The following is a 25,674-nucleotide window of genomic DNA, read 5'->3' as shown; positions in this document are numbered from 1 at the left end:
TCCGTGTCCGCCGTGTCCTTGACCTGGTGGGCCAGGATATCGTCCATATAAATAGTCGCTCATACGCTCACCACCTAAATTAGAATATAGATCTTAATATCCTATGATTTAATGTTAGTAATGAGCATGTACTTTGTAATTTGCCAATGTTATTTTATTCAAATCTTCAAGTTGTCTACCATTGTCAATCGCACCAAGCTTCATATTGAACATATAATTCCTGACATTTTTCTTCTAAGTTTACTTTTTCCATATGAAGTTCTTGTAGTGTATCTATACTACTTTCTTCCATCATTAATTTATTTAACTCACTTATTTTTTGTTCAAATAATGCAATGTCTTTCTCAATGACTTCAATATTTTGTTGTTTTTCTTTCTTAATTGGTTTCACTTCTTTAGGTGTATCGATTTTTGGTTGTTTTTCTTTTTTATTTTTACGTAAACTCATTTTTTCTTTTGCATACTGATAGTCTTCAATAAATTCATGGATTGCGCCATCAGCTAACCAATAAATCTTAGAAAATAACTTATTAATAAAGTAACGATCATGAGAAACAGATAAAATTGTACCTTTAAATTTTTCAAGAGCATCTTCTAACACTTCTCTCGATTCAATATCCAGATGATTCGTTGGTTCATCCACTACTAATAAATTAATATCCTGATACATGAGTTGAGCTAATCTTAGTCTCATTCGCTCTCCTCCACTTAACTGACCTACTTTTCTGTAGACCATATATCCATAAAACAAAAAGCCTGCTAATATATTTCTAGCTTCTCCCTCGGTAACATGGACTTCTTCTCTGAACTCTTCCAGTACTGTATGCTCTGAATTGATTGCCTCATAATGCTGAGATAAGTAACCAATTTTGACATTACTTCCGATTCTCAGTTTTCCTTCATCTACTGTAGCCTCACCAAGTATCATTTTTAATAAGGTCGATTTTCCGGTTCCATTATCACCAACAATAACCGCTCTTTCTCCATAATATAAAGAAAAATTAATATCCTTAAACAATACTTTATCCTGAAATGCTTTTGATAATTTCGCAGCCATCACAACATCTTTACCACTTCTACCAGCTTCTTCTAATTGAAATGCCATTTTCTTTTTTTGTAAGATAGGGCGTTTCAGTCTTTCAATTCTTTCTAACGCTTTTTCCATACTTCTTGCTCGTCTATGCAGTCCAGCATTAGGTGGATTAGCTTGATTTGCCCACTCTCTTAACCGTTTAATTGTTTCTTTCATTTTTTGAATTTTCTTTTGTTGTTCTTCATAAGCCTGAAATTCTTTTAATAATCTCTCTTCTTTTTGAATAACGAATTGTGAGTAATTAGAATAGTAAACAGTTATTTCTCCATCTTCTAATTCCAAAATACTCGTTACAACCTCATCTAAAAAGTAACGATCATGAGAAATTGTAATAATCGTACCTTCATATTCCTTTAAAAATGCTCCTAACCACTCAATCGCAGATAAATCTAAGTGATTTGTTGGTTCATCAAGCAATAATAGATCCGGTTTTTGTAATAATACAATTCCTAGTCCAATCTTGGTTTTTTCTCCACCACTTAGAGAAGCAAATTTCTTTTGTAATAAATCATTAATCCCTAAACCGTTAACGATCTTTGAAAGCTCTGCTTCCATTTCATATCCACCATTTAAGGAAAATTTTTCTTGTAATACTCCGTAGTTACTTAGCAATTGATCAAGTGCTCGATCGTTTGCAGTATTTGCCATCTTCATTTCTAGATGTTTCATTTCATTTTCAATTTTTCTTAAGTCCTCAAACACTGTTAATAACACATCACGACTTGTCATTTCTTCTGGGAAGGAAGGGATTTGAGCTAAATAACCGGTCTTTAATCCTTTCTTAAAATGAATAACCCCGTTATCTGGCGCTTCAATTCCTGTTAAAAGTTTAAAAATACTTGTTTTTCCGCTACCGTTTGCCCCAACTAAACCTACTCGACTACCTTGGTTTATTTGGAAAGATAAATCTGTAAAAAGTGTATTTCCACCAAACATTTTCGAAATTTTTTCTATACTACATGCAATCATTATGATTCTCCATTCTATTCACCGTACAAATTCCATAGAAAAAAGCCATGGATCAATAAACTCATCCATGGCTCTCATTAATGATTCATTAAAGTGCAATCACACATTTAACTTATTTTATGAAGTCGTAGGAAAGAGTACGTTTCTTTATTTGAGTTGATAAATTGTTAAAAAAGGACACACGTATCCCGTTAACTGTTAAAAACGCAAATTTCGCACGACAAAAATATAAAAATTCTACCATTTGCGCGCATACCATTTGAAAACGTAACATCTTTCCTACACCTCCTTTTCATCCTAAATTTATCTAAATTATAAAATAACTTAGCATATTGTACAATACCTAATTTATTTGCTTATACTGATTTTGTGCATTAGTATTTACATTATTTTGAAAATTAACCAAAAATATTAGAAAACTAAATTGTCAAAAGAGGAGAAATGAAATGAAAAAATTATTACCCCATATTTATATTGAGAATTGTAAAGAAGTACTTGAATATTACAAGCTGGTTTTTGGTGGAGAAATCAAAAATACGCAAACTGGTGATGGAATGGAAATGTTCAAGGGTCATGAAGGAAAATACATTCATGCTGAACTCCATATAAATGATAATTGCGTTATTTACTTTGCAGATGTTTTTAATCCTATAACTAAAGGAAACAATATTTGGACAATGCTTGAAATGAGTTCTGAGGAAGAGATTCGTTCTATTTATCAAACATTATCAAAAGACGGCGAAATAAAAATGGAACTTCAAGATACATTCTGGGGTGCAAGATATGCAGTTGTAACAGATCAATTCGGATTAACTTGGGAGTTAAATTTAAGTAAAGTACCTGCGTCAGAATGATAGATAAAAAAGCGAAAACCTACGATTAGGTTTTCGCTTTTTTGTTTTAAAGTTGTGTTAATATAATTGGTTCACCTTTTGTAACAACAATTGTATGCTCACATTGTGCTACTAAACTTTTATCAGGTGTTACAAATGTCCAACCATCACCTGATTCAATAATATGGTCAGCGTTTGCTGATACGAATGGCTCAACTGCTAACACTAATCCATCTTTCAGTAATGCCCCATCCATTGGATCAAAATAATTTAAAATATGCTGTGGCTTTTCGTGAAGACTTTTACCAATTCCGTGCCCAGTTAAGTTTTCAATTACATTAAATCCATTTTTACTTGCCTCATTAAATACAGCGCGACCAATTTGATTTTGTTTAGATCCTGCCTTTGTTTTTTTCATTGCAGCCCAAAATGCATCTTCTGCAGCTTTACAAAGTTTTTCTTTTAACAGATCACCTTTTCCAATCACAAATGAAATGCCCGTGTCTGCATAAAATCCATCTAATGCTGCAGATACATCAATATTCACTAAGTCGCCTTCTTGAAGTACGCGATCACTCGGAATACCATGAGCTACTTCCTCATTAACACTGATACAAGTAGTTCCTGGAAAATCATATTCTTTTTGTGGTGCTGAAGTTGCACCATGTTCATCTAATATTTTTTTACCAATTTCATCTAATTCTTTAGTTGTCATTCCTGATGTTGCTTTTTCTTTCATCTCTTCTCTAGCTAAAGCAACAATGCGACCGATTTTTCGTAAAGCTTCTAGTTCTTGTTCATTACTTATAATCATACTATTTTTACTCCTGATTCGTTATTGAAATTTGTCTACCTATTATTATGCCATAATATTACTATGTTATAGTTTTTTGATTACTTATACAATGAGTTTATTTTAATTTTGAAGTAAAAAAGTACTGAAAAATAGTTGGGCTAAACAGTTAAAAGAGCCTCAAAATGACTTGAGACTCTCTTTCAAATTTATATTAATTTAACCTTGGAATGTATATGGTACAGATGAATTTAATAAGCTTTTTATACCTAGTTTATGAAATGGCATGTATTGATCCGCTGTTTCAATATCGATCCATTTAATTTGTAAAATCTCATCAGGGTATTTGATAGAAATATCGCCGCCAATTATCTTTGCAGAAAATGTAATTAATAATGCATGATGATCCCTTTCTGGGAAAAACGCTTCATTAATAGCGACTACATGATCTACTTCAACTTCTAATCCTGTTTCCTCTAACGTTTCCCTAACAGCTGCTTGCTTTAACGTTTCATTCGGTTCCACTGCACCACCAGGCAGTGTCCAAACTAGATTTTCATTTTGAACCATTAATACAGTTTGATCATCTTCATTAAATATAAGAGAATAAACGACATTCACATTTTTCATTTTATTTACTCCTTTTACAAAAACATTTGTAATGATAAGTACCACTCTTCAAGGTACCATTTATTTTTCTATATGCCTCTCATACACTATATACGAATACAATCGATATAAAATTGGAAACACCATAAAAACAGCTAAAAAGATCATCGTATCCTCTTTTATAAAAAAACTTACAATCAAAACGATTAAGGCAAAAAAAGCGAGTATATTCCCTGAAAATCCATTAACTGGTTGATTATTTAAAAATAATGTCTTAACTCCTTTTAAATCCTTTGCGTAGCAATCTTCATGATATGGAATCACTTCAAAAAATATTGTTGCAGTTACTAAATCATTTCTTACTTTTATTTCTTTTAAACACTTATCACAATAGATTTGCTTCAGAAGAATCTCTCCTTATTAAATAATAAGCCCAGGCTTTTATTTAAAATATTGAATCACTTTCCCTTTGCCTGCATCAACTTCTATCTCAGCAAAAGCACCATTGATGAAAGTTATTTGGGGAGGTTCATGCCCGCAATCAATATCAAACATAACTGGAATGCCTAACTCTTCACTAAGTTCGTGGTAAACATCTTCTATCATGTAATTTTCTACTGGTTGATTTGCTGAACTACGTCCGAATAAAATTCCTGAGCAATGTTCAAACCAACCTGCTAATTTCATCTGTACCAAGGATCTTCTTAAGTCCGTTGTATTTAAATCACAGTTTTCAAAATACCAAATAACTGCTTCATTTGGTATAAACTTTTCTCTAAATGCTTGAACATCTCCAAAAGGAGTTCCAATTAAATGTCTAATAATATCAACGCAACCACCGAGTATACGACCTTGAATCGTTTCTTTTTTATTTGAAACTGTTTTCCAAAATGTTTCCTCAGTTAAATGGAAGACACATGGAGATGGATCTGCATGATTCCATTCTTTTTGGTATCGTTTAGAAGAGTATTGTGTGATAGAACCATCTCTTTTGGTTGAAAGGACTGATTCCCACATCGCAGTCGTATCATCAACAAATTCTCCTCTTAAATCTAATAAGTTGGTACCATGTGCAGTAGCCAAACCTGTTTTCAATGTAATTGCTAAAAGAATGCTACTCGTATCCGAATAACCTAAAATCCACTTCTCTTTTAAATGATCGTATTCAATTTGATCAATCATCTCGATTGCTAATTCCCCACCCCAGGGCGGAAAAATCAAATTAATATTTTCATTATTCATCATTCCATTAAACTCATTTGCCCTTTTGTCAGCAATTGTTGATTTAGCTTTATCTTGAGTCCAGACCGTATCACCACAAATTACTATGTAGCCATTGTCTTCCATCCGACGACAAGCTTGCTTAAATATATTATGCAAATCTAATGGTACTCCAGACGATGGTGCTGTTACACCAATCGTTGAATTCTTCTCAAAAACTGGATATTTAATCATATGATCACCTATTTGCTTTTAGTTGATTCTATTAAAATCTAATTCTATACACAAGGCTTTTTTAGCTTTTTTTAGAAAAAATTTCCTTTTAGTGAAAACAAAAAACCTCTAATGTACTAGAAACATTTGAGGTTAATTAAACAAGTATGAACTGTTATTGTGGTTTAGATCAGTCACTATAAACGATTTTTCCATTAACAAACGTAACCTTAACCTTTAATTCTTGGTCAATCAAGACGATATTTGCTTTTTTCCCGCTTTCTAAGCTACCTACTTCATGGTCAATTTTTAGTAGTTTGGCTTGGTTAAGACTGACCATAGGTAAAATCCTTTCAAGTGGAATGTCTAAAACATCTTTTACATTCTTAAGACATTCCATTAAATTAGTTGTACTCCCAGCCAAAGAACCTGTTTCTACAGTCCTTGCAATTTTATTTTCCACCTTTACCGCTAGTGTCCCAAGAGAATACTGGCCATCTGGTAAATCAGCTGCTGCCATGGAGTCACTAATTAGTAACATGCGATCATTGCCTTTTGATTTATAAAGTAGTTTAATTGCACCAGGATGAACATGCTGTAAATCAGCAATACACTCACAATAACATTGATCATTCGTAAGGACTGCTCCAACACACCCTGGATCACGATGATTAAATCCTCTCATTCCATTAAAAGTATGAACAGCTATTCTTGCTCCATGTTCAATTGCCATATTCGTTATATCATAGTCCGCATTCGTATGACCAATTGAAACATGAATCCCGTTTTCTGTTAAACACTTTATTGCTTCGATCGCTAGTTTTTTTTCAGGAGCAATCGTCATGACCTTAATCGTATTGTTTGAAACCTCAATTAACTCAGTCAACTCACTTAAAGAAAGTTCCCGCATAAATTTAATTGGATGTGCTCCACGATGTTCAGGTGTAATATAAGGCCCCTCGACATAAGAACCAATGATTTCAGCTCCACTTGTTTGCCCAATTGCCTCACTGACAATCTTTACCGCGTTCTTAATTTTTTCGAAATCATGTGTGAGCGTTGTTGGCAAAAATCCAGTTACCCCATATCGGACAAGAGATGTAGACATTTCTTGCAAAGAATTGATTCTTCCATCCATTGTGTCATAGCCCGCAAGTCCATGAATATGAAGATCAATTAAACCTGGAATGGCTGCATATCCTGAGAAGTCCAAAATCTCACAAGAAGGCTTTTGGGTTGTAATGTCTATTATTCTCTCATCATTAATTAATATGTAGCCGGTATCGATGACTTGTTGATGTGTATAAACTTCTTTCGCCTTAATCGCTATCATTCCATTGCCTCCAATCTATTAAAGCACCTTACAGACTAAAGGCAACACCATATAGCGATGTTGCCTTTGTACTGAGCCGAATTATACTTGTAAGTGGCTTAATTTCTTTAATGTTAGATAACATGCCCCATACAATCCCGCATCATTTCCTAAAGCTGAAGGAAATACTAAGTCCCTCTGGCTATGGTATATAGGCATCATTTCCTTCTTAATTCCGGTGTTGATATCTTGTATAAATTGTTCAGTTTGTTCAGCAATACCACCGCCGATTATGATCGCCTCTGGATTAAGTAAATGTGCGATATTGACCAAGCCTATGCTTATATAAGAAACAAATCTCTCATATACCATAGAAGCAATTGGATCATTTTCATTTACTAACTGGAGAATGTGTTCTCCAGAAACATTTTCCAATATGACACCTTGTTTCTTTTTTTCTTCAATAAAATCATTTACAAAAGCTGATGTAGCAGCATATCGTTCGTAGCAACCTCTTCGACCACATCCGCAACGCTTTCCATTTGCGACGATAACCGTATGGCCAAGCTCACCAGCTAAATGATGCGATCCATTTACAATTTTCCCGTCTATAATAATTGAACTACCTATGCCAGTTCCTAATGTTAAAAACACCACGTTTTGCTTCCCTTGAATGGCACCCTTCCACATTTCACCTAAGCACGCGCTTTTCACATCGTTTTCAACGACTACGGGTAATTCAATTGACTTAAACAAAGTTTCAGCTAATTTCATTCCAGAATAACCTGGTAGATTATTAGAAAAGAGTATTTCCCCCTTCTCATGATTAACAAGGCCACATGAGGAGATTCCGATTCCAGTTATATCAAAATCATTTTGAAGGTATTTTACCTTTTCAATAATCAGTTCAGGAAGTAACGTTTGAATATCATCTTTAGGGGTTAGTGCTTTATCTTTAAACATCATTTGACCTTTTTGGTCGATTACACCATATTTGATAAATGTACCACCGATATCAAAACAAATAATATAACCCAACTTATACACCCCCTATTAATTCCTTCACCTCGATGAAGTCTAAAAAGTAATGTACTTGCGATAAATCAATTTCTCCTGTTCTCTCAGATGCAGCATTTGACATTCCGCATGCACATGCCCACTTTAGTACTTCTTCAATTGAATATCCTTTTGAATGGGCGAATGTAAAACCGGCGAGCATACTATCTCCTGAACCTACTTGATGAACTGACGTCAAGGTCGGAATATTTGCCTGAAGAACTCTGCCACTACTTATTAATAGTGCACCTTGTTTTCCTAAAGAAAGAAGGACGAATTTTATTCCCTTCTGACAAATGGCCCGAGCATGTAGCATCATTTCCTCTAAAGTAGCATTCTTTTTTCCTATCAACTTACAAAGTTCTTCCTTATTAGGTTTGATTAAAAAGGGATTCCCTTTAATTCCCTGTTCTAATGCCTCATTGCTTGAATCTAAAAGCAAGTACTTCCCTTTTTGTTTCGCCTTCACTGCCAGCTGTCGATAAAATTCTGACGACAATCCATATGGCAGACTGCCAGAAACAACAATGTATTGATTGATTTCAAGGATGCCATCAAAATTCTTTAAAAATTCTTCTCTTTCATTTTCCTCTATCATAGGACCTTGTTCAAGAATTTCTGTATGACCTTCGCTTGATTCAATCGCTAAACAGAATCTTGTGTTACCCTGGATTGGTACAAACTGATTGATGAATCCCCATCTAGGGAATTGATCAGTGATCCATTCACCGCTTTTTCCTCCTAGAAATCCTGTGCAGGTTACCTTCGCTCCTAATTTTGATAATACACGAGAAACATTTAATCCCTTTCCTCCTGCAGTTTTATCCACGATTGAAACACGGTTCACCTCATCCAACTGAAATACTGGGAGATTGTATCGAATATCTATGGCTGGGTTACATGTAACTGTTGCAATCATTCTACTAACCTCGATTCACACTACCGCACATTTTGATTTTATCGACAACGACTTTTTTCATTTCAACAACTGCTTCTTGAAAATAATACCTTGGGTCATTTGCTTCTGGGTGTTCTTCTAAATATCCGCGAAGCCCCTTTACGAAAGCCATTTTTAATTCAGTAGCAATATTTACTTTACAGATACCTCTCTCGATTGTTTTTTGAACTAAGTCATCTGGCAAACCTGAAGCACCATGAAGAACTAGCGGAATATCAACTTCCCTTTGAATGGCAGCTAAACGATCAATATCTAATTTTGGTTCCCCTTTATAAAGTCCATGCGCAGTACCGATTGCGACAGCCAGTGAATCAATTCCTGTTCGAGAAACAAACTCTTGAGCCTGCATCGGATTTGTATAAATCTGATCCCTCTCATCTACTTCCAAGTCATCTTCAATCCCACTAAGCCTGCCAAGCTCCGCTTCAACCGCTACACCAAATGGAGCCGCATACTCCACTACTTCACGTACGATTCTAACATTTTCCTCAAAGTCGTAATGCGATGCGTCAATCATGACAGAAGAAATGCCCATTTGAATCAAAGTTTTAATATCCTCAACTTTTTCATGATGATCGAGGTGGAAGCAAATTGGAATATCATAGCTTTTTTTAGAGGCTTCCATCATACCAATTAAAAAATCCTGACCAATATAACGCACCGTACTTGGTGTAGCAGCGATCATAACCGGAGACCGTAGCTCTTGTGCAGTTTCTAAAACAGTTTTCATCGTTTCTAAGTTATGAATATTAAAAGCTGGTACTGCGTAGCCCTTTGACTGTGCATCTAATAGAATTGCACTTCTTGAAGTAATCATGATAAATCTCCTCCATTTTTCGGATCATTAGCATAAGGGTGGATGGTAACACCTTTCACAACTCTATTCACAACGCCTGATGGTGATGGATTGTCTGGAGAAAATCCAAGATTAATAGATTTATACATAGCAAAGGTTTGAGCATATAAGATGTATGGGAAAGTTAGCAAAATATCATGATCAATTTTTGGAAGATTCACATGATAGAAAATATCGCAATGCTTTACTGACATTTCATCCTTAATGGAAGATATCGCCACAACCTTTCCTCGTTTAGTTTCTCGATAGATTTCTTCTAAAATATCCAGATCGTATTGTCGTGTATAGGAGTGACTTGATAAGAACACGAATACAATCGTATCTTTATCTAAAATTGATTTTGGACCATGGCGGAAACCTAAGGAAGTATCAAAGGTAGATGGAATGGTTCCACCTGTTAATTCTAATAATTTTAAAGAAGCTTCTCTTGCTAATCCTTCAAATACACCAGATCCCAAATAAACAACCTTTGAAAATGTAGAGGCTGCTAGTTCTCTTACACTTTTTTCACTTTCGCTGATAATGGAATTTCCCGCTTGAACAAGATCATCAAGCGTTTTCTCTAATGTGTGAATATGTTGAACATGAGAAAGAAGTAAAATAGAGAGGAGCATAGTTGTAAAACTACTTGTCATTGCAAAGCCTTGGTCATTAGCTTCCGTTGGCATATAAATAACTAAGTGATTTGGATCATGTTTCTTTTTCTCAGCTAAAAGTCCATCTCGATTACATGTAAAAATAATTCCGTAAAAATCTTTTATGATTTGCTCTCCTAAGTTAACCGCGGCTAAGCTCTCTGGGCTATTTCCTGAACGCGCAAAGGAAATCATAATTGTTGGAAAGTTTTCATCTAAAAACGAGTCAGGATTCGAAACAATATTCGTTGTTGCAATACTTTCTACCACTATTTTTTTGTTATTTACGATTCCTTTTAGATGCGGAAGGATGGTATCACCTACAAAAGCTGAAGTCCCAGCACCAGTCAAGATGATACGCAATTGATCATGCTTATTTTCAATACTCTTTAAAAATGAAAGAATCCGATTTCTATGATATAAAATAATTTCCTTTGTCTCGTTCCATAATCTAGGCTGCTGGGCTATTTCTTTTGCGGTATGGCTGGCACCTACATTCATTCTCTCGAATTCACTTGATTTTAATAGCTCCATTTTTTCTCCTCCTATTTAACAGTTAATGTCGTCATTACCAGTTAGACTGAAATAGATACAGAGAGTATCTATTTCAGTTCTACCGTATAAGTAAATTTGTCACCTCTAGCAATAGAAATTGTGTATTCAATCACTTTGCTTTGGTCATAGGTAATACGTTTTAACATAAGACATGGTGCACCTTCATTTATGTTTAACATGTCTGATTCAACATTATTTGCACTAACCGCCATAAAGCTCTCCAATGCTCTAGAAATTTTCACGTTATACTGGGAACGAAAAATTTCATACATAGGTATTTGCTCTAATTCCTGACTAGAAAGATTTTTAAAATCTTTGACTGGAACATACGATGTTTCGTATAACATCGGATCCTGGTCAGCAAGCCTTAATCGAACGATCTTAAATACTTCTTCTTCAACCGGTAGATCCATAACTTTTGCAATTTTATTATCACAAAATACTTTCTCAAATGAAACGACCTGAGTGGTTGGAAGTTTTCCGACTTTTTTCATCTCTTCTGTAAAACTATAAAACTTCACAAGACTTTGATTATGCGTTCTTGGTGAGACATACGTTCCTTTACCATGAACCTTATAAATAAATCCCTGTTTTTCTAATTCCTGCATTGTTTGCCTTACAGTTGTACGGCTCACTCGGTAGGAATCACATAATTCTCTTTCAGATGGTAGTTGATCATTTTCAACAAGCTCACCTGATTCAATTTTTTCTAATAAAATGTCCATTAATTGATAATACAGAGGAAGTCGAGAATCCTTTTCTACCATGATATGCTCCTTTAGGTGGTATCTTTGTCATAACCAGTTATTAATAAGTATATTATACATAATATTGAAAAAGTTACCACTTTTTGTCGCAGTAGATTTTTTTATAAAACTTCCTCTTTTATCTCTTTTAAATTTTCCACGTATTCCTTTAATGATACGATTGCTCCAGTAACTCTTGATTCCTCAGCCGCATAGGCAATCATGTGACTTTGCGCAGAAACAAAAGCGGATGTTAAACTGCTATTACTTTTCTGTCTTACGCTATGAATAAAGTCCGCCATTATACTTGTATCTGCCCCCATATGACCCCCATCTACTGTTTCAGGATGGATCATTTCTTTTTTTCCTGAAAAATAGTTGATCTCGAGCTCATTTTTTGCATCATTACCATTAATTTCTCCTTTTGTACCCATGATTTTAAAGTTTCGGAAAGTTTCCTTTGTAAAAGCAGTCATGGTGAAGGCAACTGTCACATCATTATCAAACAATAAATTAACTACTTGATGGTCAACTACATCATTATCACAATGATACACACAGCGACCATAAGGACCTTCTTGAATCGCCTTTAATCTACTTTCTATACTTGAATCTGCCGAAATGACATTAGCTGGCCAAACATCACGATCATGTAAATACCATTTGGCAGCCGAATATGGACATTCTTTTTCTACCTTACATCCATCCAAACAACGATATGTTGAGCCTTCTGGAGCATTTTCCTTTTTAAAATAAGATAAACTTCCATAAGAAGAAACACTTTTACATTCTTTGCCAATTAACCATGCCAACATATCCATATCATGACAGCTTTTTTGAAGGATCATTGGACTTGATTGCCCTGAATTGCGCCAGTTACCACGAACAAAGCTATGTGCTTGATGAAAATATCCAACATTCTCATTCCATTGAATAGATACAATTTCACCGATTGCTTTTTGATCAATGACCTCTTTTAATGCTTGATAAAATGGAGCATATCGCATCACATGACAAACCGTTAATAAGGTATTATGTTTACGAGCTGCTTCTGCAATTTGTAAAGTCTCATGTGGAATCGGTGACATCGGTTTCTCTAGCAAAATACTATACCCTTTTTCAATTGCTTTCATAACTGGTTTAAAATGGTCTCGATCTGGACTGCAAATTAAGAGTGCCTCACAAAGTTGTTCCTTTTCTAATAGCTCCGTCCAATCTTCAAATCTCATATTCTCTGGAATATTATGCGTTTCAGCAAATTTCTCTCGCTTTTCTTTATTTGGCTCAGCTACCGCAATGAATTGAATTTCATGTGGATATTGAAGAGCATACGATCCGTATGCATAAAATCCTCTGCTTCCCGCTCCGATTAAAGCTGCTTTCATCATCAGTTTCCTCCTAGCTTTATTAAATCCTTTATTTTCCGCCTGTTATGGCAATTCCTTCAATAAATTGCTTTTGCAGAATCATAAATAAGATCAGCATTGGTACGATTGCTAAAAAAGATCCTGCCATTAATACCGGATAGTTTGTTAAATATTGGCCTTGGAGCGAAGACAGACCTACTGATAGCGTCATAGATTCTGGTGAACTATTAACAATCATTGGCCACATTAACTCATTCCAGCTCCAAAGAGTTGTAAAGATTCCTAAAGCAACTAAACCTGGTTTTGCTAGAGGTAGCATAACTCGCCAGTAAATTTGAAAATGGTTACATCCATCCAATCTAGCAGCTTCTTCTAACTCCTTTGGAAGCCCCATAAAAAACTGACGTAATAAGAATGTACCAAATGCACTAAATAAACCAGGAACTACCACGGCTTGTAAAGTATTTAACCATCCTAATTTCACCATAATCATATATTGTGGTAGTAAAAATACTTGCCCTGGTACCATTAAAACAGATAATGCTACTAAAAACAGAACATTTCTTCCTGGAAATTCTATCCTCGCGAATGCATAGGCTGCTAGTGAACATAAAAATAATTGGCCAGCTGTCCGAAGAACAGTAACGATTAAGGTGTTAAGCATAAATTTGAAAAAAGGAAGCAATGTAAAAACTTCTTTATAATTTTCCCATTGAAAATCCTTTGGGATGATTACAGGTGGAACATGGATCGATTCCGCATAAGTCTTTAATGAAGTGAGGAACATCCAAATAAAAGGTAGGACCATCGCAACGGCGCCGACTATTAGGATGATATGGATTAATACTGTTTTACTAGTTATAAGCTGTCTCGTTTTTTCCAATGGTTACTCCTCCTTTAATCATAATGAACCCATTTTTTCTGTAAAACCATTTGAATTGCAGTAATAATGAGAATAATAATGAGTAATAGAACAGCGATTGCGGCTGCATAGCCTTTATCATTTAACACGAATGCATGCTGATAAAATAAATACACAATTGATTGTGTTTTTTCCAATGCTGTACTACTTTTACCGATCATCATGAAAATTAAATCAAACACTTGAAATGCCCCAATAAAAGACATAATCGTAACGAAGAAAATGACTGGAGAAAGTAATGGTAGCGTTATTTTAAAGAACACCTTGATCGGACCTGCCCCATCAATTTCTGCTGCTTCGTAATACGTCTTCGGTATTCCCTGCAGACCTGATAAAAAAATGACTACGTTATAGCCAATTCCACTCCAAATCGCTACTACTATGATCGAATACAATGCAATTTTCGGATCACTTACCCATTGAGGACCCTTTACTCCAATAAGAGATAAAAGATAATTTAGGAGTCCGTAATCTGAATTATATAGCCACCTCCACACCATGGCGATCGCAGCGGGCATTGTAATAACCGGTAAAAAATATAAAGTTCGGTAAACCGATTTCCCCTTAATTTTCTGGTTTAAGAGAACAGCGACTAGAATAGAAAGGAAAATTCCAATTGGTACTGTGAATAAAATATAAATGCCAGTATTCTTGAATGACTGTAGAAGGTTAGCATCATCTATCATTCGTTTATAGTTGTCTAACCCCGTCCATTCATACTGTCCAAATGCTCCCCACTCCGTAAAACTAAAGTAAATCGTTTGAAGTATTGGCCACAGGTAAAAAACCAATAAGCCTAGCATAGTAGGTGCAATCATCAAATACGCCCAAAAGTAATCAGAACGCTTTCTTGTCTTACTTAAGTTTGGTACTTTCAATTTTCTTCTTTTCGCGTTTAGTTCCACTTGTAGAGGAATTTCTTTCACAATACTCCCTCCTTTTAAGGAAAATAAAGAGAAGAAACTACTTCTCCTCTTCATTTTTTTAGTTTTTAGATAGTGCCTCATTTGCTTTTTTCGTTAACTCTTTTACTGCATCTTCTACACTTTCTTCCTCGCTCCAAGCCTTTTTCAGAATATCAGTTTCATACTGCCAAATTTCCCCTGTATTTTCCACACTTGGTAACGGTACAGAATAATCAACACCATCGATAAATGCTTTAAGATTTAAATTTGGGACAGATTGTAACCAAGCATCTTGCGTACCATTGTAAGCAGGAATTACTGTTCCTGTTTTTGCATATACTTCCGCTGCTTCTTTAGAGCCTAAAAACTGTACAAACTTCCATGCTGCTTCTTTATGCTTTGTATTCGCCGCAATAACATTAGATAATCCATGAATCGCAACAGCACGTTGCTTTCCTTGTGGTACAACCGCGACATTTAAGTCAGGATTTTTCTTATATTCTGGAACCATCCAAGGACCATCAAACATCATAGCGATTTTGCCTGAAGAGAATAGTTCAGAAGCCGCTGTTTCCGTCATTTGAGCTTGTGTTGGAGAAAGCCCGTCTTCAATAAAGCTAACATTATATTTTAATGCCTCAATCGCTTCAGGTTGATCAAATCCAACAGACTTACCATCCTCAGAAATAATATGACCTCCATTTTGCCAAATGAAATCATAATATCCACCTTGGTTACCCATTAAAGCAGCATAGCCCCAAATACCCTTATCTTTATTAGTTAGCTTAGTAGCTGCTTCCTTTAACTTGTTCCAGTCCCAAGTATCATCTGGATACGGCACACCTGCTTCATCAAAAATCTTTTTGTTATACCATAAACCTGTCGTATCAAAATCTTTTGGAATTCCATATACTTCATCATCAACTGTGTAAAGATCAATTAACGACTTTGGATAATTATCAAAGCTATAATCATCTTTTTTAGCCATGTCGCTTAATGGAAGAATGACTTTACCTTTTGCATATTGAACAACATGCGGACCATTCATCCATAACACATCGGGTAGCGCTCCACCTGTTGCAGCTGTTTCAAGCTTTTGGAAATACTGTGCATAAGGAGTCAGCTCGGTCTTCACTTTAATATCAGGATTTTTTTCATTAAATAATTTTATAATTTCTTCAATTGCAGGGACTTGCTTCTTATCCCAAAATCCATAAGTAATCTCGACTTTTCCATCACTTGATGTTTCATCACTAGAACTGCATCCTGCTAACCCTAGTAATCCCAACGCCAATGTTAAAATCATGATAAGCCATTTTTTCATCTTTTTTCCCTTCCTTCTTCTGAAAGTTTAATAGATTTCCAACCTAATAAAAACCACCTCATCATGATGTTATTACCAGTTGTTGTGTAAAGGCTTACAAAAATGTCTTACAGTAACTTCAGTTTCAGTATATGGATTAGCACCTCCTAGCAGCAGTATAGTAATGACGTCATTACCAGTTGATGATAGTATAACACCTCTTTTTCAAATCCAAAATACCTTTTCATCATTTTTATCTGAAAATTTAATCGACACATTTCATCATTATTCTCAAAGATGAACAATCGTAATGATCAGATGGATTCTCTTCTCATAAATAATGTGTGCCTTAGTTTTAAGCTTTCATTACGTATGCATTGCAGATTTATTTAAAGAACATGCTTTATTTTTACACAATACTTCATAGTATTCTATGAGGTGATATCGAATAGGATTAAAAGTGGTTAGTACTTGAAATCGATTAAATTGCTAGTAAAATCAAAATCTTTTAAAAGGGATAGAATTAGCTTAATTCTTTATGATTAGGGAGGAAATCTAAATGTTCATACTATCCATCGTACTTCAAAGTTTTCTAATCCTGTACTATGTCTTTTCAGGAGTAGCAAAAGTCGCGGGGGCTAAATATTGGGTTGACATGTTCGAGCATCTTGAACTACCCGGGTGGTTTCGAGTCGTCACAGGTTTTGTCCAATTTGCTGGTGCTATATTACTCATCAGTGGCTACTGGATTGCTTGGGCAGTCCCATGGGCCTGCATCTTGCTTGGGATTACAATGCTACTTGCATGTATCGCACACTTTAGAGTCAAGGATCCGATTGGTAAAGCTGCACCTGCTTTTGTTTTTGCTGTGATAAATATTATTCTAGTGGTTATGAATGTAAACGATCTCCTTTAAATTAAAACAGCACTTAGTAATTAAATTGCTGAGTGCTGTTCTTTATTCCACTTAATGGTGTTTGTGCTAATTATTCGTTCTATCAGAAACTATATGAAAAAACCTCTAATGTCCCATAAACACTAGAGGTTTGACATATATATTTAAAATATCTTTCTCTGCTGGCGATCGTCTTTTACGATTTCTACTGCTTCTCTGAATCTTTGTGAATGAATGATTTCACGCTCTCTTAAAAATCTTAAAGAATCATTTAAATCTGGATCATCTGACATATCAATAATCCACTGATATGTAGCGCGTGCTTTCTCTTCAGCTGCAATATCCTCGTATAAATCTGCAATTGGATCTCCTTTTGCTTGGATATACGCTGCAGTAAATGGCACACCGTCAGAATTATGGTAGAACAAAGCGCTATCATGCGCTGCATAGTGTGCATCTAACCCTGCAGCTTTCATTTGGTCTGGAGTAGCATCCTTTGTTAATTTATAAATCATTGTAGCAATCATTTCCAAATGTGCAAATTCTTCCGTACCAATATCAGTTAATAGTCCGATTACTTTGTCAGGTATTGTGTATCGTTGGTTTAAATATCGTAAAGCAGCAGCAAGCTCTCCATCTGCCCCACCATATTGTTCAACTAAAAATTTAGCTAACATAGGGTTACATGTACTCACTTTAACTGGATATTGTAATTTCTTTTGATAGATCCACATCTGATTCTCCTCCTTCTAAACTTGCCATGGCCAAGGGCCTTTACCCCAGCTCCAATTCTCATCAGAGAAACTATTGCCAAATTGTAAAAGTGGACCATACTTAGCTTCGAAATTAGCCTCAATTTGTTTTTTATACTGAGCGTACTGGTTAAATTGGTTAATTGCATTTGCATCATCTGGATGAGTATCTAAATATAAAGTCAATTCGACAAGGACAAAATCAACAGCTTGTAATTCTTCTAATTCTTGATAATATTCCGGCGGAAAGGGACTTGTCATCTTTTTTACCCCCTTGCTTTATATGGATTGTCATAAAAATCATAGAATACTTTCCAAAGCGTACCCTTTTGCAATGCTTCCTTATAAGGAAATTGTTCTAAATTTGGTGGTTGGAATCCAAGATAAAGCTGTGGCGGAGTTGAATAGAATTTTTGTCCAATTGGTGGACAAGGATCATTTGGCCCGTGAAAAACAGTATATGCTTTAACGTGGGTAAACGACGGGAGATTATTATCTTTTTGATTATCGTTCAAAGTGATCACTCCTTTGAAAGTAAAAATATCAACTATTTCACTATATTCATAGATGAGCGAAATAATGAGAAAGAAATGGATTATTCATGAAACGACCTATTATTTACTTCATAGGCGGCTCGAATACCTGATTCAACAGCTCCTTCAATCCAAGCAGGTGCTGTTGAGGTATGCTCTCCGGCAAAGTGAACTCTTCCTTCCGGCGTGTAAACATGAGGTGAGAGCTCTTTATTTTGTTCCGGTTTAAACATTGAAAATGCACCACCAGAGTATGGATACAGCGCCCAACTATGTGTAAAACCAGTAATATATTCTGTATACACTTGATCCCCATGAATCGTTGCTAAATCCTTCAAAGCATTCGATATACGATCTTGTTCGGACATACTATCCCAAATTAGTGCATCATCTTCCCAAGTGTAACTAGCTAATATGATGCCGGAACCATTAGTCCCATTATGATTACTAGGATAATAAGCGAATCGAATTGGTAAATCTGTCGTAAGTTTCCCTCCAAGGATTCCTTCCTTCTCCCAAAACCTAGACTTAAATTGTAAACCAATCTTTGTTGAGGCTACATAATGTAGCTCTCGAATTGCTTTCCATTTGCTATATGAAAATGAATCACGTGGGTATACTTCAATAAAGTTTAGTAAAGAGAATGGAATTGTCAGTATCGCATAATCACCTGAAGTTTCAAATGGAATATGGCTAGTATAATGATCTGAATGAATCGTAACTTGGTGATTTTCTTGCACAATTTTATTTACTTTTTGGCCAAAATATAGATGTTTTTTTAACTTCTCATGAAATTTATGTGCCAATTTATCATTTCCACCAGTTATTTCATAAAACTTAAGATCTTTCGTAAACAAAACAATAAACTCTCTTAATATTGCAGTAAAAGCTAGCTCTGGAAATCCTTCCATCCCTAAAAGTACTTTAACTTTTTCTACCGCTCCAGGAGAAAGAGGCTCGCCTATAGGGTTATAACGTAAAAAAGAGTCCATCGAATAACGATCTAACTCCTCAATTACTTTCTCCCAATTTTCATCAGGATTTTGATTAATATAATCGATTACAGGTTTGATTGATCTTTCAATTAATGAATCTACATTTATTCCTTTTTCATTTTCAGTCACCTGGTACCCTAGCATATCTGGATTTTTTTCATACTTTTTTTGGATCGTTTTTATGCCATTCGCATAAATAACATCATCTGATTTTCCATTAATAAATTCATTGATTTCTAGACCAAATTTTTTTATATACGCCAAAACAAGATGATGAGTAGATGGTATTCTCATTGCACCTAGCTCTAAATATTGGTCATTAATAAATGGATTTCTTTTCGTATAAATGCGACCCCCTGCTCGACCATTTGCTTCTAAAATAACAACTTCATGACCAGCTTCTTTTAGTAACGAAGCAGACACTAGACCCGCAATACCTGCTCCTACAATAACAATTCTTTTAGGGTTGGTTGTTTTCTCTAAACCATGATGAATGCAAGAAAGCATCTCTTCCTTTGACATAACCTTCTTAGATGTACGTTTCATGTCTTCTCTCCTAAATAATAAATAATTTAGTTCAAAAGAATCTTATTCACTAAAATATTTCAATAGAAGGTTTTTTTACAATATTCATTAAAAATTTTTACTTTTTCTAACAATAAGGAGGTGAATAATAAAAATTTATTACAATGCATATAAAAAGATGATTTTTGGAGCAATAAAAAAGGCAGTACCATTTAGGTACTGCTTTTCACCGCATGATTATGTTACTTATGAAAACTTGTTATCAATATATAACCTAATATTATATTCGAAAGAATTGTTGATTTTACTTGAAGTAGCTCAACCGCTACAGAATTCCATAACTGTAAAAAAGGTATGTGATAATGTATATACATATAACCAGAAAAATATAATGCTGGAATCCCTAACACAATGAGCTTCGTCACATTTATTTTCCAATTCCCCTTTTGCTTCCATTCATCTAATAACCTTGGCAATCCCAGACATAAACCAATTGGAACGTATAAGAAAGATAATATCAATATATAGTCTGAGTAGTCATAAGTCTCAGCTGCAATTTTATGTATATGATTATTTATATATAAACAACCTATTGAAACTCCGTACAATAAGATTAAAAAACCAATGTATTTCAAAGATTTATAAAAAATCATTTTATCCCTCCTTATGCTATATTTATTTCTTTGTTGCGCTTGAAAGTACCTTTAAATGTAATAACAAGTCAGAACGAAAGTGATTTGAAGAAACAAAAAACACCTTTTGATGACGCTTTCCCAAAAGGTGTTTTTCAGTTCTAATCATTTTATTCGGATTCTTCTGTAGACAGTTCTTGTTTCAGTTCTTGATCTTTGATCTCTACATCTTCACTTTTTTTCAGTTTATTGATTACATCCTCAATTGACTTTGCATTGGCATTTTTCTTTCTTTAATCTAATCAGTTCCTTCAAATCTACATAATTAGATGAATAAACCGTTATAACTGAGCCTAAAATGGCTCCAGATGAAGTATTTAAAGAAGTTATTCTTTTACAAATTCTTTCGTACTTCTAACAGTATCAATTGGGCGAACCATACTTTCAATTTCTGCACGTTTTGATTCTAAAAACGGAGGTAAAGATAGTTTTTCACCTAGCGTTTCATAAGGTTCATCCCCCATGAATCCTGGGCCATCTGTTGCAAATTCAAATAAAATTTGTGGTGCAACTCTTACATATAATGATTCAAAGAAGTGACGATCAACATACCCAGAAGTTGGGAATTGGAAAGATTCGAAGCGTTTAATCCACTCTTCAAGAACAGATCGATCATCTACACGGAATGCAGTGTGATGAACAGTTCCGAACCCTTGGATGGCTTGAGGTAATATTGTATTATACTCAACAATTACCTGCGCACCATTTCCACCTTCACCTACTTCGAATAAATGAACAGAACCATCTTTATCAATCTCTTTAAATAACATGACTTTTTCTAGTACTTCTTTAAAATAGTCGAAATGAGCAGTTCGTACAAAGATTGGTCCTAATCCAGTAATCGCATACTCTAAAGGAATTGGTCCATTTTGCCATGGTGTACCTGATTCAACACCAGTGTTTTCTTCATCTGAGATTAATTGATATTGTTGATCATCAAAATCAACAAAAGATAAAGTCTTCTTACCAAATTGTGTTTTAATCCCAGTATGTTTTACTTCTAAACGATCAAAACGTTTTAACCAATAGTCAATTGCTTCATCACTTGGTACACGGAATGACGTTTTTGAAATTTCGTTTGTTCCATGCACTCCTTTTGGAATTCCTGGAAAATCAAAGAATGTCATATCTGTTCCAGCGCTACCTTTATCGTCTGAGAAAAATAAATGATAAGTTTGAATATCATCTTGATTGACTGTTTTTTTAACTAATCTCATTCCTAATACATACGTAAAAAATTCATAGTTTTTTTCTGCGCTACTTGTAATAGCTGTTACATGGTGGATTCCTTTTAAACCGTTCATATTTTTCCTCCTACTGAACATTACGTTCGATTCATTTATATTTTGTTTCATTATTCCTACTTGATACGGGTTGTAAAAAATATCTCGAATTCAAGATATCTTGAATTCGAGATAAATATATCATGAATCACTTTTTTCTGTCAAACAGTAATTTTAAACAATAGCCTCTGTAAAAAAGATGATGATTCCACTACCCCATCCTGCTTGTTCAACGGACATTGGTGAAACATTACATTAAATCAGTTCTTTGCGTACATTTTAAGAGACTAAATCAAAAAAGTACTACCGATTTTTAATGGTAGTACTCCTCTTATGATTCGTTCTGTTTGAGAACTAAAGTGAATATTCATTAACTAGTTCAAAAATCTCAACACGATCCCTGCCGCCATTTTTCGCAACATAAAGTGCCTGGTCTGCTTCTCTAATCAAAGATTGCATCGTTTTATTTCCGTCTCCAATCAAAAATTGGGTAGACGTAACCCCAAAACTTGAGGTTACCTGTATTTCTTTGTCATTTATGCTTGTCTTCCATTCAGCTATTTTCTCTCGAATAAAATCCGCCATTTTGTATGCCTCAAAAATATTTGTATTTGGCATGCAAATAACAAACTCCTCTCCGCCGTATCGTCCTATAAAATCTGAACTCCTTAAATGATCTTTTGCCAATTTTGAAACAGACGATAATATGATATCTCCCGCCTCATGACCAAAAGTATCGTTTACTTTTTTAAAATGGTCTATATCAAACATTACGACAGCAATATTCTCTCCAGTAGCTTTTAGTTCATTGAAAACCTCTTCATACCTATTCATAAAGAATGTTTTATTAAAAATTTGAGTTAATCCATCTATACTTGCAAGACGTTTTAGTTTTTTTAGTAAATAGATTCTTTCCGTTATATTGGTAAATGTAAGAATCTGTCCAACATTCATGCCGTTTTTATTCAGAACCGGTGCAAAACGAATATTGTAATGTATGTTTTGCCTATTTATTAACAATTCACAATCAAAAGATTGTCCTTTCTGAATTAGCTCAAATAAATGTTGATGGTCACATAAAATCTCTTTAATTGGTTTACCAATCATGTGTTTATTAAGAGTTGGTAATATATCCTTCATTGCATGATTATAGTCCACCACTCTATTATTTTGACTTAAAACGATTACACCGTCTTTCATACTTTCAAAAACCGTATCTCTCGCTATTGGTGCTACATTAAACATTTGAAAAGTTAGCAAAGCTGCACCATGAAATAAAAAAGAAATACTCATTGAAACAGGACCTAAATCTATTCCATAAGGACTTAGTCCATTTAAATAGAAATGATTTGCTACGATTGGCATGATTAAACCAGCTATCATCATTAATATTTGTATTTTAAACCGAAAAACAGCAGATTTTCTTAAACGAACAAGTAACATAATAATACTGATCATTAGACATAAAAATAGAAAAATTGAATGGACATAAAAAAATGGACCATACACTAGTTTTACGATTGGAAAAGGAATGTCGCTATTTAAACTAACCGATTTGTAATATAAATGATGAAGATCATTTGTATCATGCATAAAGATAGTAACAATTGGGGGTACAAATAGGATATAGTTGATCCAATTCTTTAACCTGATTCCGATGTACTCTAAACACATCAACAAGATAAAAACTGGAATAAATGGCATTGCTAAATACTCAATCTTTAACCAAAATTTTATTTGTTCTAAAGAATTACTACACAACTCAAATACATACGAGTATGTAAAAATAGTAGATAAAATGGTTACAGTAATATATGGCTTCGCACCAGGCGCATTTTTTAGATTAAGATGAGCATATAAAGATAAAAATAGACTTAACGAACCTGCAAATATAATAACTAATACATAAAATAATAATTCTTGAGGCATCTTTATTTACTCCATCTGTTTTAATTGAATTAAGTGTTTTATTCATAAAAACTAGTGAAACTAACTAAGTTTTCGATTATCATATTGATTATTTGATGTTAAAACATTCTTATAGTCAAGTCTATATTACTTTAATTTTTTTACCTATAATATATCATTGAGATATCAGCCTATTTGCTATCATAATTTTAGCACATTTCATTTAATTAGCATTCTATTTTATACACGACACAAAAAGAGCTCTTCCATTAAAAGTGGATCGCTCTTCTTTTTGTGAATTGAACTGCCTGAGTACTTCCATGTTGATTTTAAATATTTTTTTAGACTTAGTAGATTATTTTTCCTTTTTGCACAAGATATGTTATGGGAATATACTAAAAAACGACATTTCTTTTACCTTCTATTTGAAATGGTAATTGATATATCAGTATTTTTTCTAAAAATTCATTTTACAGAATGCTCTAACTTATTTTATAATCATTAGTATTGCTATTTTTGCAAAAACTTTACAACAAGGAGATGAAATTCATGACAGAATTTATTTCAGTACTAAATGACTATTTATGGGCTAAATTAATTGTAATTTTCTTAGTTGCAATCGGCTTATTCTTAACTGTGTATTTAGGCTTCTTACAAATTAGATTCTTCCCTGAGATGCTTCGTTTATTAGGGGATGGTCGTAAGAATAAAGACAAAGACAAAAAAACCGTTTCATCATTACAGGCATTCATGATTGGAATGGCCGCTCGTATTGGTACTGGTAATATTGCCGGTGTTGCTACAGCAGTAGCATTAGGTGGTCCTGGTGCAGTATTTTGGATGTGGCTAATTGCACTTATCGGTTCTGCATCTGCTTTCGTAGAAAGTACGCTAGCTCAGGTTTACAAAGTTAAAGATGGTGATTCTTGGCGTGGTGGACCTGCATATTACATGGAAAAAGCTTTAGGAAATCGAAAGCTTGGTATTATCTTTAGTATTTTAATTACTTTATCTTTTGGACTTATTTTTAATGCTGTACAAGCTAATACGATTGCCGCTTCTATTGATAATGAATTTGGCATCAGTACGAAAACTACTGCAATTGTACTTGCTATTATTACTGCTCTAATTATTTTTGGTGGAGTTCATTCAGTAGCTAAATTCTCTACAGTATTAGTACCAATTAAAGCTGGTGTTTACATAATTTTAGCATTATGGGTTATGATTGCTAACTTTGATATCTTACCTGACGTTTTCGGTGCAATTTTCTCTGAAGGTATATTTACTTTCAAACAAATGTTTGGTGGTGTAATGGGTGCTGCCGTACTTCATGGAATTCGTCGTGGATTATTCTCGAACGAAGCAGGTATGGGTTCTGCGCCAAACGCAGCAGCTACAGCTGATGTTACTCACCCTGTAAAGCAAGGCTTTATTCAAGCTTTAGGCGTAATTGTAGATACATTTATCATCTGTTCATCTACTGCTATGATCGTATTAGTTTCAGGTGTCTACAAAACTTCTGAGTTAACAGGTATTCCTTTAACACAAGAATCATTACGTGTAAGTCTTGGAGACTTTGCAGCAACATTTGTATCCATTTCTGTATTCTTATTTGCTTTAAGTACAATTATGGGTAACTACTACTATGGTGAATCAAATATCAGTTTCATGAAAAATAGTAAAAAAACAATTTACTTATATCGCTTTGCTGTTATTGGAATGGTATTATTCGGAGCATTATATAG

25 protein-coding genes are annotated in these 25,674 nt (G+C 34.4%); 3 read left to right on the top strand and 22 right to left on the bottom strand.

Annotated features, from left to right (window positions below):
• Window positions 1-184 precede the first annotated feature (184 nt).
• Together abc-f and V7056_RS16015 are read right to left on the bottom strand one after the other, a co-directional pair.
• Window positions 185-2,062 carry a ribosomal protection-like ABC-F family protein gene (gene abc-f, locus V7056_RS16020; RefSeq protein WP_499703427.1) on the bottom strand — a complete coding sequence of 626 codons (1,878 nt, stop codon included), beginning with the start codon at window positions 2,060-2,062 and terminating at the stop codon, window positions 185-187.
• 112 nt (window positions 2,063-2,174) lie between these two features.
• On the bottom strand, window positions 2,175-2,306 hold the full coding sequence (locus V7056_RS16015) for an RAxF-45 family protein (RefSeq protein ID WP_483301315.1): 132 nt from the start codon (window positions 2,304-2,306) through the stop codon (window positions 2,175-2,177).
• A 202-nt stretch (window positions 2,307-2,508) separates the two neighbouring features.
• Here V7056_RS16015 and V7056_RS16010 point away from each other — a divergent pair, with 202 nt between their 5' ends.
• Window positions 2,509-2,916: a VOC family protein gene (locus V7056_RS16010; protein WP_499703425.1), complete on the top strand. Its 408-nt coding sequence runs from the start codon at window positions 2,509-2,511 to the stop codon at window positions 2,914-2,916.
• A gap of 46 nt (window positions 2,917-2,962) precedes the next feature.
• Here the strand turns inward: V7056_RS16010 and map are convergent, their stop codons facing one another.
• From map to V7056_RS15945, 13 genes are all read right to left on the bottom strand, one after another.
• Window positions 2,963-3,709, bottom strand: a complete 747-nt coding sequence (map, locus tag V7056_RS16005; RefSeq protein ID WP_499703424.1) for a type I methionyl aminopeptidase — start codon at window positions 3,707-3,709, stop codon at window positions 2,963-2,965.
• Window positions 3,710-3,907: 198 nt separating this feature from the next.
• Window positions 3,908-4,318: an NUDIX hydrolase gene (locus tag V7056_RS16000; protein WP_499703423.1), complete on the bottom strand. Its 411-nt coding sequence runs from the start codon at window positions 4,316-4,318 to the stop codon at window positions 3,908-3,910.
• Between the two features lie 420 nt (window positions 4,319-4,738).
• Window positions 4,739-5,752, bottom strand: coding sequence for a S66 family peptidase (locus V7056_RS15995; RefSeq protein WP_499703422.1), 1,014 nt, complete (start codon window positions 5,750-5,752; stop codon window positions 4,739-4,741).
• A gap of 169 nt (window positions 5,753-5,921) precedes the next feature.
• Window positions 5,922-7,064 (bottom strand): N-acetylglucosamine-6-phosphate deacetylase, encoded by a 1,143-nt coding sequence (gene nagA / locus V7056_RS15990; RefSeq protein ID WP_499703421.1) that lies wholly within the window; start codon window positions 7,062-7,064, stop codon window positions 5,922-5,924.
• Between the two features lie 81 nt (window positions 7,065-7,145).
• Window positions 7,146-8,081: an ROK family protein gene (locus V7056_RS15985; protein WP_499703420.1), complete on the bottom strand. Its 936-nt coding sequence runs from the start codon at window positions 8,079-8,081 to the stop codon at window positions 7,146-7,148.
• Between the two features lies 1 nt (window position 8,082).
• A complete protein-coding gene (gene pfkB / locus V7056_RS15980) occupies window positions 8,083-9,018 on the bottom strand; it encodes a 1-phosphofructokinase (RefSeq protein WP_499703419.1) in 936 nt (311 codons plus the stop codon).
• A 4-nt stretch (window positions 9,019-9,022) separates the two neighbouring features.
• Window positions 9,023-9,874, bottom strand: coding sequence for a tagatose-bisphosphate aldolase subunit GatY (gene gatY / locus V7056_RS15975; protein WP_499703418.1), 852 nt, complete (start codon window positions 9,872-9,874; stop codon window positions 9,023-9,025).
• Window positions 9,871-11,082, bottom strand: coding sequence for an SIS domain-containing protein (locus V7056_RS15970; protein WP_499703417.1), 1,212 nt, complete (start codon window positions 11,080-11,082; stop codon window positions 9,871-9,873). The genes gatY and V7056_RS15970 overlap by 4 nt, the downstream gene beginning before the upstream one ends.
• Window positions 11,083-11,150: 68 nt before the next feature.
• Complete coding sequence (locus V7056_RS15965) at window positions 11,151-11,870, bottom strand: GntR family transcriptional regulator (RefSeq protein ID WP_499703416.1); 720 nt, start codon at window positions 11,868-11,870, stop codon at window positions 11,151-11,153.
• 101 nt (window positions 11,871-11,971) lie between these two features.
• Window positions 11,972-13,237, bottom strand: coding sequence for a Gfo/Idh/MocA family protein (locus V7056_RS15960; RefSeq protein WP_499703415.1), 1,266 nt, complete (start codon window positions 13,235-13,237; stop codon window positions 11,972-11,974).
• A gap of 28 nt (window positions 13,238-13,265) precedes the next feature.
• Window positions 13,266-14,024 carry a carbohydrate ABC transporter permease gene (locus V7056_RS15955; RefSeq protein WP_088001692.1) on the bottom strand — a complete coding sequence of 253 codons (759 nt, stop codon included), beginning with the start codon at window positions 14,022-14,024 and terminating at the stop codon, window positions 13,266-13,268.
• Between the two features lie 89 nt (window positions 14,025-14,113).
• On the bottom strand, window positions 14,114-15,064 hold the full coding sequence (locus tag V7056_RS15950; protein ID WP_499703414.1) for a carbohydrate ABC transporter permease: 951 nt from the start codon (window positions 15,062-15,064) through the stop codon (window positions 14,114-14,116).
• Between the two features lie 58 nt (window positions 15,065-15,122).
• A complete protein-coding gene (locus tag V7056_RS15945) occupies window positions 15,123-16,367 on the bottom strand; it encodes an ABC transporter substrate-binding protein (RefSeq protein ID WP_499703413.1) in 1,245 nt (414 codons plus the stop codon).
• A 538-nt stretch (window positions 16,368-16,905) separates the two neighbouring features.
• On the opposite strand from V7056_RS15945, the gene V7056_RS15940 reads away from it, so the two are divergent.
• The gene (locus V7056_RS15940; protein ID WP_499703412.1) at window positions 16,906-17,262 is read left to right on the top strand and encodes a DoxX family protein; all 357 of its coding nucleotides are present in this window, start codon (window positions 16,906-16,908) and stop codon (window positions 17,260-17,262) included.
• A gap of 143 nt (window positions 17,263-17,405) precedes the next feature.
• Here the strand turns inward: V7056_RS15940 and V7056_RS15935 are convergent, their stop codons facing one another.
• The 7 genes from V7056_RS15935 to V7056_RS15905 all read right to left on the bottom strand — a co-directional run bounded on the left by V7056_RS15935 (window position 17,406) and on the right by V7056_RS15905 (window position 23,950).
• Complete coding sequence (locus V7056_RS15935) at window positions 17,406-17,975, bottom strand: manganese catalase family protein (RefSeq protein WP_499703411.1); 570 nt, start codon at window positions 17,973-17,975, stop codon at window positions 17,406-17,408.
• A gap of 15 nt (window positions 17,976-17,990) precedes the next feature.
• Entirely contained in the window at window positions 17,991-18,254 is a 264-nt protein-coding gene (locus V7056_RS15930; RefSeq protein WP_499703410.1) for a spore coat protein CotJB, read from the bottom strand.
• Window positions 18,255-18,259: 5 nt separating this feature from the next.
• Window positions 18,260-18,508 (bottom strand): spore coat associated protein CotJA, encoded by a 249-nt coding sequence (locus V7056_RS15925; protein WP_499703409.1) that lies wholly within the window; start codon window positions 18,506-18,508, stop codon window positions 18,260-18,262.
• A gap of 80 nt (window positions 18,509-18,588) precedes the next feature.
• Window positions 18,589-20,067, bottom strand: a complete 1,479-nt coding sequence (locus V7056_RS15920) for a flavin monoamine oxidase family protein (RefSeq protein ID WP_499703408.1) — start codon at window positions 20,065-20,067, stop codon at window positions 18,589-18,591.
• A gap of 221 nt (window positions 20,068-20,288) precedes the next feature.
• A complete protein-coding gene (locus V7056_RS15915) occupies window positions 20,289-20,699 on the bottom strand; it encodes a hypothetical protein (RefSeq protein ID WP_499703407.1) in 411 nt (136 codons plus the stop codon).
• Window positions 20,700-21,064: 365 nt separating this feature from the next.
• On the bottom strand, window positions 21,065-22,042 hold the full coding sequence (locus V7056_RS15910) for a ring-cleaving dioxygenase (protein ID WP_499703406.1): 978 nt from the start codon (window positions 22,040-22,042) through the stop codon (window positions 21,065-21,067).
• 333 nt (window positions 22,043-22,375) lie between these two features.
• Entirely contained in the window at window positions 22,376-23,950 is a 1,575-nt protein-coding gene (locus tag V7056_RS15905; protein WP_499703405.1) for a histidine kinase N-terminal 7TM domain-containing diguanylate cyclase, read from the bottom strand.
• Window positions 23,951-24,469: 519 nt separating this feature from the next.
• Here V7056_RS15905 and V7056_RS15900 point away from each other — a divergent pair.
• Window positions 24,470-25,674 (top strand): alanine/glycine:cation symporter family protein (locus V7056_RS15900; RefSeq protein WP_499703404.1); only part of this gene is annotated, 1,205 nt, incomplete at its 3' end.

It is taken from the genome of Bacillus sp. JJ664, from assembly GCF_036962205.1.
In the GTDB taxonomy this organism is placed as follows: domain Bacteria; phylum Bacillota; class Bacilli; order Bacillales; family Bacillaceae_G; genus Gottfriedia.
The sequence above is the reverse complement of the archived record's forward strand: the minus strand, read 5'-3'. Positions and strand labels throughout refer to the sequence as shown.